This is a genomic window from Halostagnicola alkaliphila (assembly GCF_055379965.1).
This window is the reverse complement of sequence record NZ_AP043826.1, coordinates 1,285,083-1,300,373: the sequence shown is the minus strand read 5'-3', so window position 1 is coordinate 1,300,373 and position 15,291 is coordinate 1,285,083. Positions and strand designations below refer to the sequence as shown.

The following is a 15,291-nucleotide window of genomic DNA, read 5'->3' as shown; positions in this document are numbered from 1 at the left end:
GCCGGGGCCAACGTGGCAGGGGACAATAGTCGTGACGACGGCGTGTGAGTTGACGACAGCGTGCGAGTCGACGACAGCGTGCGGGGGAAGGTGAGCGATCGAGTCGGGAGGGGCTACTCTTCCGACGACGTTCGTCCGCGGTCCTCCGTCCGGGAGTCGACGCCCTCCTGTTGAGAATCGTACTCGCCGCCGTCGGTCGCCGTCGCGAGCTCTGTATCACCCTCGAATCGCTCTACCGCTTCGGCGTCGTGGGTCCCGACCGGCGGCAAGTTCACCTCGGCGGCCGGGGAGTGCTCGAGGTCGGTATTTCGCTCGAGATCCTTCATGTCGCCGTCCTCGCGCGCATCTTGGTCGATCCGCATCGAACAGAAGTCGACGCCGCACATCGAACAGAAGCGAGCCTCCTTGTAGTTGTCTTCGGGTAAGGTCTGGTCGTGGGCAGATTGGGCGCGCTCGGGATCGAGCGCGAGCGAGAACTGCTCGCGCCAGTCGAAGGCGTAGCGGGCTTCCGAGAGGGCGTCGTCCCAGTCTCGAGCGCCCGGTCGGTCGTTCCCGACATCGCCCGCGTGGGCGGCGATCCGGTAGGCCGCGAGGCCGTCGCGAACGTCCTCCTCGTCGGGGAGCCCGAGGTGTTCTTTGGGGGTGACATAACAGAGCATCGCCGCGCCCTCCTGAGCGGCCATCGCGGCACCGATCGCGCTCGTGATGTGGTCGTAGCCCGGCGCGATGTCGGTTACCAGCGGCCCGAGGACGTAAAACGGCGCGCCGTCGCAGACCTCCTGCTGGCGCTCGACGTTCTCCGCGATTTTGTTCATCGGAACGTGTCCCGGTCCTTCGACCATCACCTGCACGCCGTGGTCCCAGGCGCGCCGCGTCAGTTCGCCTAGCGTGTCGAGTTCGGCGTACTGGGCCTCGTCACAAGCGTCCGCGATGCATCCCGGACGGAGGCTATCGCCGAGGCTGAAGGTGACGTCGTGCTCGAGGAAGATCTCACAAATCTCGTCGTAGACCTGAAACAGCGGATTCTGCTCGCCGCGGTCTTCCATCCACTTGGCCATGATCGAGCCGCCACGGGAGACGATCCCCGTTTTCCGCCCCTCCGTCAGCGGCAGGTGCTCGGCGAGGATGCCGGCGTGGATGGTCATGTAGTCGACGCCCTGTTCGGCCTGCTTTTCGATCACCTCGAGGAGAAGCTCCGGCGTCAGTTCCTCGGGACTGCCGGCGCGTTTGACGGCCTCGTACAGCGGCACCGTCCCGATCGGCACCGGCGAGTGTTCGACGTTCGCCTCGCGGATCCGGTCGAGGTCGGAGCCGGTCCCGAGATCCATCACCGTGTCCGCACCGTGGTGGACGGCCGCGTGGAGCTTCTCGAGTTCCTCCTCGAGATCGCTCGTGGTCTCGCTGTTGCCGATGTTCGCGTTGACCTTCGTCGAGAACTCGCGGCCGATGATCATCGGATCGAGCGTCTCGTGGGTGACGTTCGCCGGGATCACGGCCTGTCCCTCGGCGACCTGCTCTCGAACGAACTCGGGATCGCGGTTCTCTCGCTCGGCAATGCGTCTCATCGCGGGTGTTATCGTGCCGTTGCGGGCGGCCTGAATCTGGGTCGTCGCCATCGATAACTAGGTTATATTACTAGATTATAAATCTGGTGTGGTGGTGTTTACGTACTGTTTGAGTGAGTGAAGTACAACTGCGAACCGAACGGGGAAATCTCTCAGATTCGGCTAATGCATCGAAACGGGCTAAGAGCGCTCGTATCAGTTCAGGCCCCAGTTGGTGTGAAACAGTTGTGGGGAAAGAAACAACAGACTACTAACTCGATAATGATATGACTAGTTCCGCTCTTGACTGGTGTGACAACGTGGAAACGACGATCTATACTGGCAACCTGTGCAGCACTGTCGACCGGCGGCGCGCTCGCATCGGCCGGTTCGACGGCCGCGGAAGGGGCGACGGAGTCGGTGGGGACGTCCTCGAGTTCGGTCGCAGTCGGCGATCCGTCGGGCTGGTCCTCGGCTCTCGGAAACGCGGCGAACTCTCAGTACCTGCCCCTCGAGGGCGAGTTCCCGAAACCGGACACCGAAGCCTGGCGGTACGACGAGCCCGCGCTTCCAGACAGCCAACCACACGATGATACAGAGAAGTTGAATATCGCCGTCGTCGACGGGATGGTCTACGTCGGGACGGGCGACGGCGAACTCCACGCGCTCGAGGCTGACGAAGGAACGGTCGCGTGGCGGACGGACATCGAGATGAGTAGTCGACCGACCGTCCTCGGCGGAACGATTTATCTCAGCGGGGAGAACCACGTGACTGCGCTCGATGCCGCGGACGGCACGGTAGAGTGGGAACGTGAGTTCGACGCGGGGGACTCAGAGGTAACCAACCCGACGGCCGCGTACGGAGCGGTCCACATCGTCGCCAGCGGAAGCCTCTACGCGCTCGAGGCCGACGACGGTTCGACTCGGTGGCATCGAGACGACGTCGACGCGGAGTCGGCCGACGAGGCGGACGGCGATCCCCAGCCGCGACCGTTCCAGGCCGAACCGGTCGCCGCCGGCCACGGCTTCGTCTACGCAATGACGGAAACGGACGACCTCGGCGGAATCGCTGCGCTCGACGGGGAGACCGGCGACGACGCGTGGGTTCTCGAGGCTATCGACCCCATGCGACCCATCTCGACCATCGTCGTGACATCGGACCGCGTCTTCACCCACCACAGCACGGTCCTCGGTGACGGCGACTCGGTGTTCCACCACGATCCCGAGACGGGCGAGTTGGGGTTTTCGAGAGAGGCGTACCGAAGCGCGATCGAGATAGCTGCAGCACCCGAACACTGTGTCACGATCGGGATACAGAAACTCACCGGATACGAGTACGGTGCCGGCGAGCGCTGGTCGCACAGCAAGAGACATTCCGGTTGGCTCAATTTCGGAGGGTGTCTCATTGCCGGCGATACCGTAATCGCTACTCAGAGTAGTTTCGATCCCGAAACGATCGTCGGGTTGGACCTCGAGGACGGAACCGAACACTGGAGCCTCGAGTCTCCCCTCGGTTCGCTCGTCGCCGTCGACGAACGGACGATCTACATCCTCGAAGATAGCGACCTCCACGAGGATAGCGACCTGATCGCGCTGCGCGCGTCAGACGCCGATCAGGACGACGAAGACGACCTGGACGACGGTGACGATTCAGATGGCGAAGACGACCCAGACGACGATGACGATTCAGATGGCGAAGACGACCCAGACGACGATGACGATTCAGATGGCGATGACGGCGAGGAGTCTAACTGTTGCGAAGACGGTGACGACAGCGGGACCGGCGACGGAGACGGAACCGATGACGAAGAGACTAGTTCGGACACCGATGGCGGTGACGGCGGAAACGGTAGCGACAGTGAGAGCGGTCCGGACAACGGGGACGAAGACGACGGCGGAGCCAGCGGGGATGGCGGTACCGAACCCGATGAAGGCGACGGCAACGAGTCGGGTGATGATGCGACTGAACCCGGTGAAGGCGACGACAACGAATCGGGTGATGATGATGATGCGACCGAACCCGGTGAGGGCGACGACAATATGCCCGGCTTCACGACCGGTGCCGGCGTCGTCAGCGGTGCCCTCGGCCTCGAGTGGCTCCGCCGTAAGGCTGGCGCAGACGAGTCGATCGGCGTCGAGGAATCGAGCGAGTAAGGGCCCTCGGCCGGCGAACTGAACTGCCGACAACCGCCGAACTCGTCGACCACGTTCTCGCCTCGTTCACTGTATTCGGGTCTCTCCCATCCTGTTATTGACAAAGTGGAGGCAGATATTCGGCCATTGCGTTCCATCATCCATCTGTACTGATCGCGATTTTTATTCTCAAAACAGCATACGGAAACCGTGTTACTATCTACTGGTACCGACGGTGGTCCCCGTCTCGAGTTCTCCTCGAGCGATTCTCACTACTCGAGCGCTCTTTGTTACTTGAGCAGATCCTCCCTAACCCGACACCCGCATGGATACGCGTTGTGGTGGGTCGAGACGAGTTGAACGACCGCGGTGACCGGGAGCCCACACTGGGGACAGTCGGGATGATGCGATGGGTCCTCGTCGATCACTCGAGCGCCCAGATTCGTCACGACCAGCGACACGCCGCGAACCTCGAGGCGGACTTCGACCGCACTGCCGCCGGAATCGAGCAGTCGGGCGAGCGCCTCGGGATCGAACTCGCTGGCGAGCTGGTAGGAATCTCGAGGGACTCCCTCCTTCTCGAGGGTTCGAACGATGTCCACGACCAAGTCGTCCGTCGGCGGGGTCATCGTGCCCAGTCACCCCCGAGTCCGCGAACGGTGGGTATCTGTGATCGACTTCGATTCGTCTGTCGGACGGGATGTTTAAGCCCGCGGAGAAGTAATCCAATCATGGCAACCGATCCATTCCGCGATTGGAAGCCACGTCTCGGGTGTCTTGACCACTCGGGGCATTTCAATACGAACGCCCCCTTGTCGCGGAGTGTGTGGCTTCCATTTGCTGTTACATCCTTTATTGTCATATAACTACTGTTTTCGGGCAGGAATAATGTCGTCTCGAGAAGGCAGTATCAATTGAAGCCCTGATCTGGTGCTCGTAAGCGGAAGGCTTTTTGAGGACTGAACCGTGATACCGTTCATGAACCACGAGACCGTTCAGTCATCGGGTAGATGCGAGGGAACGCATATTTGTCTCCCACTCCCGCTCGGTGACCGCGACGCGTTTCGCCACGGCGCAGCGACCGACATCCTCCACATACTCACGGACAACCCCGACACGACGTTCTCGAACCGCGAACTCCACCGACTGACTGGAAAAGGGATGTCGAGTGTGAACGCCGCTGTTCTCTCCCTCGAGAGCCTCGGCATAATTCACGTCGACCGTGACGGCAGGTCGAATGCCGTACAGATCAACCCGGAGAAACTCGTTCGCAGCGATGATCCGGTTACCACAGTCCCCCAATCTGAGTATCACGACCCAGTGCGAGCTGTTCGGGACCGGCTCGTAGATCGTATCGGTGAGGACGCAGCGATCGTGTTGTTCGGGAGTGTCGCTCGCGGTGACGCCGACCGAGCGAGCGATATCGACGTATTCGTCGTCGTCGAAGACGATCGAATGTCGGCACAGCGAACGGCTCACGACATCGAAGAAGAGATCGCTTCGGAGCAGTTCGACGGTGACCGGTTCGAACCGCACATCGTCGTCGAGACGCGCGACTCGGCAGTGACCCACGACCGAATCCGTGACGTGCTCGTGGACGGGATCACGCTTTACGATGCCTCGGTTCTCGACGCGGTGAAACAGGAGGTGTTTGCGGATGGGGCTTGAAGATGTCGTCGACGCTGTCGAGCGCGTTGAGTCGTTGTTGGCCGACGAGGAGACTGGCCCGGTTCAAGATTCGTTGTCGTGGCAGGAAACGGATGCCGATGTGCAGTTGGGGAAGGCGTGTGCAATGTTGGGGACGTGCCGTCAGTTACGCAACGGAACGAACAATCACGTCAGTATCGTCGAGTTGTCCTTCAACGCAATCGAACGGTCGCTCCAGTTTTACTTGGTGGATCAAACTGCAGCTGAGTCGTCCGATTTCCGAAAACACGAGCAGGTATTCGAGGACATCGAGAATCGCGGGGTGTTCTCTGATACGGGTGTACCTGCCCGGATTGATGCGTTCCGGTCGGAGCATCGTGCCCGGATATATTACGATATCGATCGCCCCGGTCGAGATTTAGCGGTTGGAATGTACGAGCTAGCCGAGGAGGTTCACTCGTACGCTGTTACGTTCGCCGATGCGCATTCCCGATGTAACTGCGAGGAGCGCCACGAGGACGAGGCCTAACTACGAACGGCGAACGCGACCGCCCTGCAACTGAATGTCCAGCCCCTCGTCCTCGTCGGCGGGAACCGACACCGTCGCCGTCACCTCCCCCTGAACCGCTTCGTTCGTCGCTCCCTCGAGGTCCTCTATCGAGAACGTCTGGCGGTCATCGTTGACCTCGAGCCAGTACTCCCCGGCGTCGGTCGCACAGACGGTGACCGTGACGGGGACGGACTCGCCCGAACGAGGGAGTTCGTCGAACGTGATCGCGGCGGGCTCGAGGTCGCTGTCGACGAACTCGAACTCGAGGGTTCGGTCGAAGCTCGTCGTGTAAATCGGGATCTCCTCGTCCACGAGGTCGCCACTATTGCCTTCACCCTCGCCATCTGACTCGGGCTCGTCGGTGAGCAACTCGACGCCGAGTTCGGCTTCGACGTTGTCGATCTTGTTCAGAATCGTCTGCTGTGAGGAACCGCCGAAGAGCAAGCCGACGAGTTCGCCGTCGTCGGAAAAGACGGCCGAACCGCTGTCGCCGCCCTCGGACATGTAGCCCGCGATGAGTTGATCTCTGAACAGGACGTCTCCGTGGTCGCCGCCAAAATTCACCCGGACGCTCGCGTTCGTCGACTCGAGTTCGGCGCTCGTGACGCCCGTCGTCCGGCCGCTCTTGGTCAGCGTCTCTCCCTCGAGTTCGTCGTAGTCCTCGCGTCGGATGTCGGTCGGCCACGACTCCTCGAGTTCGAATGCGGTCGTCGACTCGTCGTCGCGATTTACCGACCGCGCGGCGACGTCGACGAGGACGCCGTCGTCGATCGGCACGTAGCCAAGCAGTTCGCCGGTTTCGTCCTCGTCCAGCTCGCCGCCGTCCTGCGGAGAGGGCTGGATGATCGGTTCGCCGAGCTCCGCGGCGTTCGAACGGGCGTAGACGTGGTTGTTCGAAAGTCGGACGAGATCGCCGTCTTCGGCGTCGTCGCTCCACGTTGCTGCCGACGTATTCTCGACTCGTGCGGGGTACGGACCCGCCGTCGCCGCGGAAGATTCGGCGTTGATCTCGCTGACGCCCGCCGGGACCGGACGGTGCCGGTCCTGCCTATCCTCGGCGGCCTCGGGCTTCGGCTCGAGGACCGACAAGGCGTCGAAGCCGCTTTTTTCCTCGCCGTATCCGCAGTCGACGACCTCGATATCGATGCCATCAACGTCTTGGACGCGATTCTTGACATCGTCTTCCGGGTCGAGGTCGTCGGGCGGAACTTTTTGGGAGACGTAGACCGTTACTCGCTCCGTTTGTTCGTCGTAGTCGACGCCGATCACGTTCTCGCATTCGAGGAGGTACTCGTAGTCTTGTGTCGTTGGCATGGACCTTATTCACACACTCCGTAATAGCCAATGGTAAGATCCGCCACACTATAATTGTTTGGAGGGGGTTTCCGTTTCAACCAACGACGATCCGCCCAATTTGAAGGGGGAACACGAACGACTGCGGGCTGGTAGTTTCACCTCACTTAAGGGGTCGCACTCCCTCTCATCGCTCAGGAGGAGTCAAGAGAATGTCCGACTTGCCGGACGATTTCAAGTGTACAGTCACGAACTGGGACTACATCTACAGCCTGTGCCGGGACGTCAGCGACGAGGTTCGCCACGACGAGTTCGAACCGGACGTGATCGTCGCGCTCGCTCGAGGGGGTTGGTTCGCGGGGCGATGCGTCTGCGATTTCCTGGGAATGGACGACCTGACGAGTCTGAAGATGGAACACTACGTCGGCACCGCCCAGAAGACCGGCGAGCCGACGGTTCGGTATCCGATGCCCGAGGGAAGCGTCGAGGGCAAGGACGTTCTCATCATCGACGACATCGCCGACACCGGCGGCTCGATCAAACGGGCGGAGGAGTACGTCACGGACCGCGATGCCGGCACCGTCCGGACCGCGACGCTCCAACTGCTCGGCACCAGCGAGTTCGAACCCGACTACGTCGGCGAACAACTCGAGGAGTGGACCTGGGTCGTCTACCCGTGGAACTTCATCGAGGACATGGTCGACCTGATCACGAGCGCGATGGAGAAAGCCGATCAGGAGTCTTACACCAAAGACGACATTCGACACTACCTCAACCACTACCACCAGGTCGAACGGATCGAGATGGAAATCGCCCAGCCGAACCGGCTGAGCGAGGTCCTGACGGAGATGGAACGGCGCGACCTCCTCGAGATGACCGCGCCGGGCCACTGGAAACTGCTCGAGCAGTAGTCGTCTTTCCGATACGCGTTCGTTCCGTTCCGATACGCTTCGTTTCCCTTCCGATACGCTTCGTTTCACCAAACACTACCATGACAGACCCCGAGGACGAGTCGAATACCGAGACCGAAATCGACGCCCAGCTCGAGACGATCCTTCGCGCGTTTTTGCTCAAAGACGAGGGACGGACGGGGTGGCAGCTTCGCGGGATCGAGAACCCTGAATCCGTCGCCGGGCACACGTGGGGCGTCGCGCTTCTTTGTCTACTCTACGCGGACCACGACGACGCGCCGGCGGGCGTCGACCCGGATCTCGCGCTCCGAATGGCCGTCGTCCACGACCTCGCCGAAGCCGAGACGGGTGATTTCGCGACGCGTGCCGACTCGAGCGCCGACACGATCGATCCCGCGGAGAAGAGACGGCTCGAGGAGAGTGCGATAACCGAGTTGCTTGAGCCGGTCGACGAGGACGGCGACCTCCGGGCGATCTGGGACGAATACGAGGCTCGAGCGTCGCCGACGGCCCGGTTCGTCAAGGACATGGATCTCGTGGACATGTGTTTTCAGGCGGTCCGTTACGAACGCGAGGAGCGATACGATACCGGGGACTCTACTCACGACGAGCAGTTCGCGGAGTACGAGGCGCTCGACGAGTTCTTCGCGACCGCGACGCCGCGGATTCGAACCGAGATCGGTCGTCAGCTTCTCGAGCGGGCTCGAGACAACTACGAGGCGGCGAGACGGCGGTAGCCGACAGCGGAGCACTTGTTGATAGCCAAACAGAGCGGTGCTCAGTCTTCGATCTCGAGCGAGTCTTAGTCTTCAACCGCTGGTGACGGAACGGTTCCGTTCCCCTCGAGTGGCGAATCGGGCCCTTCCCGCGGCGGATCGTCCCGGTCGTCGTCTTCGCCGCCCCCGCTATCTTCGCGTTCCTCGTCATCCTCGCGTTCTTCGTCGTCGACGATCGTGTTCTTCCACGTGCCTCGAGTGAACCACGCGCCGGCGGCGATCGCGCCGACGACGTCGCCGACGAGGACGCCCACCCAGATGCCGGTCGTTCCCCAATCGGCGACGAACAGCAGGTAGACCGTGACGAGCACGCGGCCGAACCAGAGCGCCAGCACCGAGAAGACCAGCGCGGTTTTCGTGTTGCCTGCACCTCGGAACGCGCCCAAGAACACCTGCATGACGCCCATGAAGACGAACATCAACGCGGCGATCTGGAGGTAGGTCGTCCCGTAGGCGATGGTTTCCGCTCGCCCGTCGACCTCCGCGGTGAGGAAGACGGAGACGATCGGCTCCGGTACCAGAAACGCGACCGCGCCGACGACGAACATGACTGCCGCGATCACGCCCGCGGCGACCCAGGTGGCCTTCTCCGCGCGGTCGGGCTTGTCCGCCCCGAGGTTCTGGCCGACGATGGTGTCCGTCGCCTGGCTCATCCCCAGCGCCGGGAGAAACGCCAGCGAGATGAGACGGTTCCCCAGCCCGTAGGCGGCCACGACCGCCGGCGGGAACGAGGCGACGATGGCGGTCATCGCGATCATCGCCAACGAACTCATCGACTGCTCGAGCGCCGTCGGCACGCCTAACCTCGTGATCTCGGAGACGTACTTTGGTCTCGGGACCAGGTGCTCCGCCTCGATCTTCGGGCCGACATCCGTCCGGAACAGGACGTAAAAACCGATTACCGTGGCGAGACCTCTTGAGAGCACCGTCGCGACCGCCGCACCCTGTATCTCGAGGCGCGGGAACGGACCGACGCCGAAGATCAACACGGGATCGATGACGAGGTTGAAGATGACGCTGACGAACATCACGACCATCGGCGCGCGGGTGTTGCCGTACCCTCGCATCAGCGAGACGAAGATAAAGAAGCCGAACAGAAACGGCATTCCGAGGAAGAACACCCGCATGTACTCGCCGGCCAGCGGAATGATCGCGGCTTCGGTCTCCGCGTCGGCCGGCAACATCGCGAGCATCGAGTCCGTCGCGAAAAAGCCGATCACCCCGATCGCGATCGCGACGAGCGTGATGAACGAGATCGTCTGGCCGGCGATCAACCCGCCCTTGCCGCTGTCCGCGCCGGTGTGCTGGGCGATCAAGATCGCGCCCGCGGCGGTGAAGCCGCCGCCGATGGAGATCAGAAAGAAGATCAGCGGAAAGGCGAGGCTCAACGCGCCGACGGCGTCGGGCGAGAGCGCACCCAGCCAAAACGTATCGCCGACGTTGTAGGTGACCTGCAGGAGCTGAATCACCACGAGCGGGCACGCCAAAATGAACATGGGCCTGAGAAGCGACCCGTCCGTAAGATCGCTCTCGCTCGAGGTGTGTTCGGAGGACATTACGATTCGAAATAGCATGCCATCTATATGAGTGCTCGTAGCCATTGGTAACACCCATCATGTGGTCTAACCACACACAGTTGGTCAGCGCCCGCTCCAGCGCAGCGATTGCTCCGGCGAGCTCACCCCGCGCCTATTGAAATCGAACCCGTACCGTTTAGTCACTGGTCTGCCCATTCAGTGCCATGACAATCGGCGTTATCGGCGGCAGCGGAATCTACGAGGCACTGCCACTCGAGAACACTCGCACGGAAGCGGTTTCGACGCCGTACGGCGAACCGAGCGACGACATCACGATGGGTGAACTCGGCGGGAAGGAGGTCGCGTTCCTCCCGCGGCACGGAACGGACCACCAGCACACGCCGACGGACGCGGAGTACCGGGCGAACATCTACGCGCTCAAATCCGTCGGCGTCGACCGCATCATCGCGACGAATGCCGTTGGAAGCCTGCGCGAGGATCTTCCACCCCAGACGCTCGTCATCCCGGACCAGATTTTCGATCGAACGAAACACCGGACGCCGACGTTCTTCGGCGACGGGATGGTCGTCCACATGGGATTCGCACAGCCGTACTGTCCCGAGATGGTCGCCCACCTCGCCGAATCCGCACGGGAGGCGACGGACGCTGAAACCTCCGAGAACGGCACCTACGTCTGTATCGAGGGCCCGCAGTACTCGACGAAAGCCGAGAGCGAATTCTACCGCGAGCAAGGCTGGGACATCATCGGCATGACGGCGATTCCCGAAGCGAAACTCGCTCGAGAGGCGGAACTGAGTTACGCCACGGTCGCCGGCGTCACCGACTACGACGTCTGGAAAGAGGACAGCGAGGTTACGCTCGAGGAAGTCCTCGAGAACGCTGAGGCCAACCAGGAGTCGATCAACGAGGTCGTCGAGCACTCGATCCGAACCATGCCCGAGGACTTCGAGAGCCACGCGTGGTCGGTCCTCGAGGGAACGATCAATACGCCCGCCGAATCGATTCCCGAGGAGACCCGAGAGCGTGTCGAGCTGCTAGCTGGTGAGTACCTCGAGGGGTGAGTACGGGGCTCGATCGGCAAGCGGGACGCAGTCCTCGAGCGAGAGATTACCGCCACTCGTTGGCCAGTAACGCCGAAACGACGACGCCGATGAGGCTAAACGCAACGATTATCGTCAGCACGCTCGAGTCGTCGAAACTCGTCGTCGCGATGAGCAACGCGATCGCCGCATTTCTCGAGGCGGTTGTCGTCGAGAGCGCTTCCCTCGTCCCTCTGGCGGGACCACCGGAGACGTACCCGAGAAGCAACGACGCGACGATCACGACGAGCGAGACGAACAGCGTTCCGGTTCCGAAGAGCCCCAGCAATTCGGGTGCGTTGTCGGCTACCAAAAGCGCGATGAGGACGAAAAGCGAGCAGGTCGACAGCCGTTGGACCGGCGAAGAAAGCTGGCTCGCGACGAACCGGTATCGAGCGTTCACGCCGAGTCCGACGAGCAGGGGAACGAGCTGGGCCACGACGACCATCCAGACGATTCCGAGCGGATCGACAGAGACGTCCGCGGGCATGAGAACCGCGACGGACAGCGGGATAGTGGCGACCGACACGACGCCGAGGATAGCCATGAGACCGCTCGCGAAGGCGATGTTGCTTCTCGAGAGTTCGGCGAATTTCGGGCCGAACGGGGCACCCGGTGCGATCGCGATCAACAGCAATCCGATCGCGTACTCCGTCTCCATCGGAACCGCGAGGACGAGCGCGAACGCGAGAAGTGGAACGATCACGAGGTTGGCGAGGAGCGCTCGTCCCAGCAGTCGGCGACGCCGCAGTGACGTCAAAATCTCTTCGAGGGTAAGCTCCAGACCCATCGAAAGCATCGTCGCGAGCACGAAAACGATCGTAACGACATCGATGATCGTCGCGACTGTGGCGGCGTCCATTCGTCTATCGCACGATTACCGACGCGATACGAAAGGGGTTCGATTCGTCGTTGTCGCCGTCGAGCACTACACCGGCTCGAACGTCAGCACCCGATCGCCCGTCGTCTCCGAGACCGCAACCGCGATGTCGACCTCGAGTCCGTTTTCAACGTCCTCGAGATCGATTCCGGCGACCTGTCCGGTAAGCCGAACCGGGCCGAAGTCCGCGATGGCGGTCGCGTACGGCGCGTCCTCTTCGAACGACGGCGTCGGAACGTGGGTGACGGTAAACGTCTCGATGGTCCCCGTTCCCGGCAGGGGAGTTCGCTCGAGGTCGGTCGAGCCACACTCCGGACACACCCGTCGCGGCGGGAGCGAGCCGTGGTTGTCGGGACACTCGAGGTAGTAGGCCTGGCCCTCTTCGGCGGCGTCGAGCCAGTCGTCGAACCCGGCGTCTCTGGCTTCGCTCATTCGACCACCTCCGGAGCGATGCTCCGGCGTATTCGAATTCGATCGCAACGCTCGCTCATTCGACCACCTGCAGATCGGAGCTCTGCCGTCATCGATTTCGCTTGCATACGCTCGCTCATTCGACCACCTCCAACACGTGAACCGTCGCAGACGCCACCGTACCGCCCGCGTTGTGTGCGAGCGCGGTCGTCGCGTCCGCGACGGCGTCGCTGTTGACGTGTTCGCCCTCGAGTAACGACGCGACTTCGGCAATCTGGGATGCTCCCGTCGCACCGACGGGATGACCCTTCGCTTTCAGCCCGCCCGAGAGGTTGATCGGCGTCTCGCCGTCGGCCGTGGTTCGGCCATCTCGAGCCGCCGTGAGTCCCTCGCCGACGGGCTCTATGTCGAGCGCCTCGATAGCCAGGACTTCCGCGATCGTAAAGCAGTCGTGGACCTCCGCGAAATCGGCGTCGGCCGCGTCGATGCCGGCGTCGGCGTACGCCTCCTCGCCAGCCTCTCGTGCGGCGGGCGAGCGCGCGAGGTACTCGCGGTCATGAAGGGCCATTCGGTCGCCGCCCTGGCCGGTGCCGGTGATCGCGACCGGCGCGTCGAGGTCGTGCTCGTCGGCGTAGGATTCGCTCGTCAGGACGAGCGCCGCTGCGCCGTCGGAGATCGGACACGAGTCGTACAGCCCCAGCGGCGAGGAAACTTGGGGAGCCTCGAGAACGTCCTCGAGGTCGATCGCTCGCTGGTACTGCGCCTTCTCGTTCTCGAGGGCGTTCTCGTGGTTCTTAACGGCGATGTGAGCGAGATCTTCGTGTTCCCCGCCGTAGGTTTCGAAGTACGCCTGGGCCATCAGCGCGTAAGCTCCGGGGAAAGTTGTCCCCGCCCGGACCTCCCAAAGGTCGTCGGCGGCGATGGCGAGCGCTTCGGTCGCCCCCGCGGTTCCGAGGTTCGTCATCCGTTCTGCACCCCCCACGAGGAGGACGTCGTCCTCCCCGTTTCGAATTCGCTTGACGGCGTCGGCTACCGCGACGCCGCTCGAGGCGCAGGCGGACTCGTACCGCGTCGCCGGAGCCCGAACGCCGGCCGCTTCGGCCATCAACGGACCCTGATGACCCTGATGCTCGGAGAGTTCGCCCATGAAGTTTCCGTAAAGAACGCCGTCGACATCGGATCGTGGAACACCGCTTTGCTCGAACGCATCGATGCTCGCTTGCCCGAAGAGGTCCCGACTCGTCCGTTCTGGCACGTTCCCGAACGGCGTGAGTCCGACACCCGAAACGCGTACCTCGCTCATGGCACACCATACCGTAGCGACGGGTTAATATCTCGCGGTTACCCGACCGGTAGCGAACGAACGGCATCGTGGATGATCGTGGCGATACCGTTCCTCGAGTTTATCAGTCATTATCACCCAATTGCCCGTATGAACGACGAATCGATGGACATTCAGGAGTTAGTGGACCTCACGGAAACGAGTGGGGTGCCGGGATACGAAGACAGAGTTCGCGATCACGTTATCGACGCGTTCGAAGAGAGCGTCGATCAGGTACAGACCGACCCGATGGGGAACGTCGTCGGCACGCTCGAGGGAGAAAGTGAGCACTCGGTCGCCGTCGCCGCTCACATGGACGAGATCGGGTTTATGGTCAGCCACGTTCGCGGCAGCGAAGGCGACTTCGGATTCCTCGAGCTCGACGCCCTCGGGGGATGGGACGCTCGCGTGCTCAAGGCACAGCGGGTCACGATTCACGCCGAGGACGACGATATTCCGGGGATCATCGGCTCGCCACCGCCCCATACCCTCGACGAGGAAGCCCGAGAGAAGACCCCCGAGGTCGACGACGTCTTCGTCGACACCGGTCTCCGAACCGAAGATCTCGAGGAGCGCGTTTCCGTCGGCGACCTCGTCACGATGGAGCAGACGACCAAACGCGTCGGCGAGACGGTGACGGGGAAAGCGCTCGACGACCGCGTCTGTTTGTTCGCCATGCTCGAAGCGGCACGCCGGATCGAGAACCCCGAGGTGACTATCCACTTCTGTGCGACCGTTCAGGAAGAGGTCGGTCTTCGGGGTGCCCGAGCGCTCGGCGTCGACGTCGACCCGGATTTGGCGATCGCACTCGACGTAACCGTCGCCAACGACGTTCCCGGGTTTTCCGAGGGCGAGCACGTGACCGACCTCGGGGAGGGAACCGCGATCAAACTCAAAGACTCGAGCGTGATCACCAACTCGAAGGTCCACCGCCGGTTGCGGAGCGTGGCGGAGGATCGAGAAATCGACTATCAACACGAGATCCTGCCCGCGGGCGGCACCGACACCGCGGGCTTCCAGTTCAGCGCCGGGGCGAAACCGGTCGGCGCGATCTCGATCCCGACTCGGTACCTCCACACCGTCACCGAGACGGCACACCTCGACGATATCGCGTCGACGATCGACCTTCTGACCGGGTTCCTCGAGAGCGAGGACGGAAGCCACGACTACACGTTATAGCCCACGAGTACACGCTATTGTGGATGATC

14 protein-coding genes are annotated in these 15,291 nt (G+C 62.3%); 7 read left to right on the top strand and 7 right to left on the bottom strand.

Annotation, left to right across the window (positions count from 1 at the left end; translation table 11 throughout):
• Positions 1 to 113 precede the first annotated feature (113 nt).
• Positions 114 to 1,616, bottom strand: coding sequence for a phosphomethylpyrimidine synthase ThiC (gene thiC, locus ACZ5C7_RS11575; protein WP_464376460.1), 1,503 nt, complete (start codon positions 1,614 to 1,616; stop codon positions 114 to 116).
• 240 nt (positions 1,617 to 1,856) lie between these two features.
• On the opposite strand from thiC, the gene ACZ5C7_RS11570 reads away from it, so the two are divergent.
• The gene (locus tag ACZ5C7_RS11570) at positions 1,857 to 3,698 is read left to right on the top strand and encodes a PQQ-binding-like beta-propeller repeat protein (RefSeq protein ID WP_464376459.1); all 1,842 of its coding nucleotides are present in this window, start codon (positions 1,857 to 1,859) and stop codon (positions 3,696 to 3,698) included.
• 269 nt (positions 3,699 to 3,967) lie between these two features.
• On the opposite strand, the gene ACZ5C7_RS11565 is transcribed toward ACZ5C7_RS11570, so the two are convergent.
• Positions 3,968 to 4,306 (bottom strand): hypothetical protein, encoded by a 339-nt coding sequence (locus ACZ5C7_RS11565; RefSeq protein ID WP_464376458.1) that lies wholly within the window; start codon positions 4,304 to 4,306, stop codon positions 3,968 to 3,970.
• Between the two features lie 349 nt (positions 4,307 to 4,655).
• On the opposite strand from ACZ5C7_RS11565, the gene ACZ5C7_RS11560 reads away from it, so the two are divergent.
• Both ACZ5C7_RS11560 and ACZ5C7_RS11555 read left to right on the top strand, forming a co-directional pair.
• Complete coding sequence (locus ACZ5C7_RS11560) at positions 4,656 to 5,345, top strand: nucleotidyltransferase domain-containing protein (RefSeq protein WP_464376457.1); 690 nt, start codon at positions 4,656 to 4,658, stop codon at positions 5,343 to 5,345.
• The gene (locus tag ACZ5C7_RS11555) at positions 5,335 to 5,853 is read left to right on the top strand and encodes a hypothetical protein (RefSeq protein ID WP_464376456.1); all 519 of its coding nucleotides are present in this window, start codon (positions 5,335 to 5,337) and stop codon (positions 5,851 to 5,853) included. The genes ACZ5C7_RS11560 and ACZ5C7_RS11555 overlap by 11 nt, the downstream gene beginning before the upstream one ends.
• Here the strand turns inward: ACZ5C7_RS11555 and ACZ5C7_RS11550 are convergent, their stop codons facing one another.
• Complete coding sequence (locus tag ACZ5C7_RS11550) at positions 5,854 to 7,188, bottom strand: hypothetical protein (RefSeq protein WP_464376455.1); 1,335 nt, start codon at positions 7,186 to 7,188, stop codon at positions 5,854 to 5,856.
• A gap of 191 nt (positions 7,189 to 7,379) precedes the next feature.
• Between ACZ5C7_RS11550 and ACZ5C7_RS11545 the strand changes: the two genes are divergently transcribed.
• Both ACZ5C7_RS11545 and ACZ5C7_RS11540 read left to right on the top strand, forming a co-directional pair.
• Positions 7,380 to 8,078 (top strand): phosphoribosyltransferase, encoded by a 699-nt coding sequence (locus ACZ5C7_RS11545; protein ID WP_464376454.1) that lies wholly within the window; start codon positions 7,380 to 7,382, stop codon positions 8,076 to 8,078.
• Between the two features lie 80 nt (positions 8,079 to 8,158).
• Positions 8,159 to 8,815 carry an HD domain-containing protein gene (locus tag ACZ5C7_RS11540; protein ID WP_464376453.1) on the top strand — a complete coding sequence of 219 codons (657 nt, stop codon included), beginning with the start codon at positions 8,159 to 8,161 and terminating at the stop codon, positions 8,813 to 8,815.
• Positions 8,816 to 8,880: 65 nt separating this feature from the next.
• Here the strand turns inward: ACZ5C7_RS11540 and ACZ5C7_RS11535 are convergent, their stop codons facing one another.
• A complete protein-coding gene (locus ACZ5C7_RS11535; protein ID WP_464376452.1) occupies positions 8,881 to 10,410 on the bottom strand; it encodes an MATE family efflux transporter in 1,530 nt (509 codons plus the stop codon).
• A gap of 185 nt (positions 10,411 to 10,595) precedes the next feature.
• Between ACZ5C7_RS11535 and mtnP the strand changes: the two genes are divergently transcribed.
• Positions 10,596 to 11,453, top strand: coding sequence for an S-methyl-5'-thioadenosine phosphorylase (gene mtnP / locus ACZ5C7_RS11530; RefSeq protein WP_464376451.1), 858 nt, complete (start codon positions 10,596 to 10,598; stop codon positions 11,451 to 11,453).
• A gap of 46 nt (positions 11,454 to 11,499) precedes the next feature.
• Here mtnP and ACZ5C7_RS11525 read toward each other — a convergent pair whose 3' ends face one another.
• From ACZ5C7_RS11525 to ACZ5C7_RS11515, 3 genes are all read right to left on the bottom strand, one after another.
• Complete coding sequence (locus ACZ5C7_RS11525) at positions 11,500 to 12,333, bottom strand: bile acid:sodium symporter family protein (RefSeq protein ID WP_464376450.1); 834 nt, start codon at positions 12,331 to 12,333, stop codon at positions 11,500 to 11,502.
• Positions 12,334 to 12,399: 66 nt separating this feature from the next.
• Positions 12,400 to 12,783 carry a Zn-ribbon domain-containing OB-fold protein gene (locus ACZ5C7_RS11520; RefSeq protein ID WP_464376449.1) on the bottom strand — a complete coding sequence of 128 codons (384 nt, stop codon included), beginning with the start codon at positions 12,781 to 12,783 and terminating at the stop codon, positions 12,400 to 12,402.
• Between the two features lie 115 nt (positions 12,784 to 12,898).
• Positions 12,899 to 14,065, bottom strand: a complete 1,167-nt coding sequence (locus ACZ5C7_RS11515) for a thiolase C-terminal domain-containing protein (protein ID WP_464376448.1) — start codon at positions 14,063 to 14,065, stop codon at positions 12,899 to 12,901.
• A 129-nt stretch (positions 14,066 to 14,194) separates the two neighbouring features.
• Between ACZ5C7_RS11515 and ACZ5C7_RS11510 the strand changes: the two genes are divergently transcribed.
• Complete coding sequence (locus ACZ5C7_RS11510; protein ID WP_464376447.1) at positions 14,195 to 15,262, top strand: M42 family metallopeptidase; 1,068 nt, start codon at positions 14,195 to 14,197, stop codon at positions 15,260 to 15,262.
• Positions 15,263 to 15,291 lie beyond the last annotated feature (29 nt).

Bases quoted from the DNA above. Each gene is read 5' to 3' on its own strand.
- ACZ5C7_RS11535 (WP_464376452.1), bottom strand. From the start codon at position 10,410: ATGTCCTCCGAACACACCTCGAGCGAGAGCGATCTTACGGACGGGTCG.
- ACZ5C7_RS11540 (WP_464376453.1), top strand. From the start codon at position 8,159: ATGACAGACCCCGAGGACGAGTCGAATACCGAGACCGAAATCGACGCC.
- thiC (WP_464376460.1), bottom strand. From the start codon at position 1,616: ATGGCGACGACCCAGATTCAGGCCGCCCGCAACGGCACGATAACACCC.
- ACZ5C7_RS11550 (WP_464376455.1), bottom strand. From the start codon at position 7,188: ATGCCAACGACACAAGACTACGAGTACCTCCTCGAATGCGAGAACGTG.
- ACZ5C7_RS11555 (WP_464376456.1), top strand. From the start codon at position 5,335: ATGGGGCTTGAAGATGTCGTCGACGCTGTCGAGCGCGTTGAGTCGTTG.
- ACZ5C7_RS11565 (WP_464376458.1), bottom strand. From the start codon at position 4,306: ATGACCCCGCCGACGGACGACTTGGTCGTGGACATCGTTCGAACCCTC.
- ACZ5C7_RS11560 (WP_464376457.1), top strand. From the start codon at position 4,656: ATGAACCACGAGACCGTTCAGTCATCGGGTAGATGCGAGGGAACGCAT.
- ACZ5C7_RS11525 (WP_464376450.1), bottom strand. From the start codon at position 12,333: ATGGACGCCGCCACAGTCGCGACGATCATCGATGTCGTTACGATCGTT.
- ACZ5C7_RS11545 (WP_464376454.1), top strand. From the start codon at position 7,380: ATGTCCGACTTGCCGGACGATTTCAAGTGTACAGTCACGAACTGGGAC.
- mtnP (WP_464376451.1), top strand. From the start codon at position 10,596: ATGACAATCGGCGTTATCGGCGGCAGCGGAATCTACGAGGCACTGCCA.
- ACZ5C7_RS11520 (WP_464376449.1), bottom strand. From the start codon at position 12,783: ATGAGCGAAGCCAGAGACGCCGGGTTCGACGACTGGCTCGACGCCGCC.
- ACZ5C7_RS11510 (WP_464376447.1), top strand. From the start codon at position 14,195: ATGAACGACGAATCGATGGACATTCAGGAGTTAGTGGACCTCACGGAA.
- ACZ5C7_RS11515 (WP_464376448.1), bottom strand. From the start codon at position 14,065: ATGAGCGAGGTACGCGTTTCGGGTGTCGGACTCACGCCGTTCGGGAAC.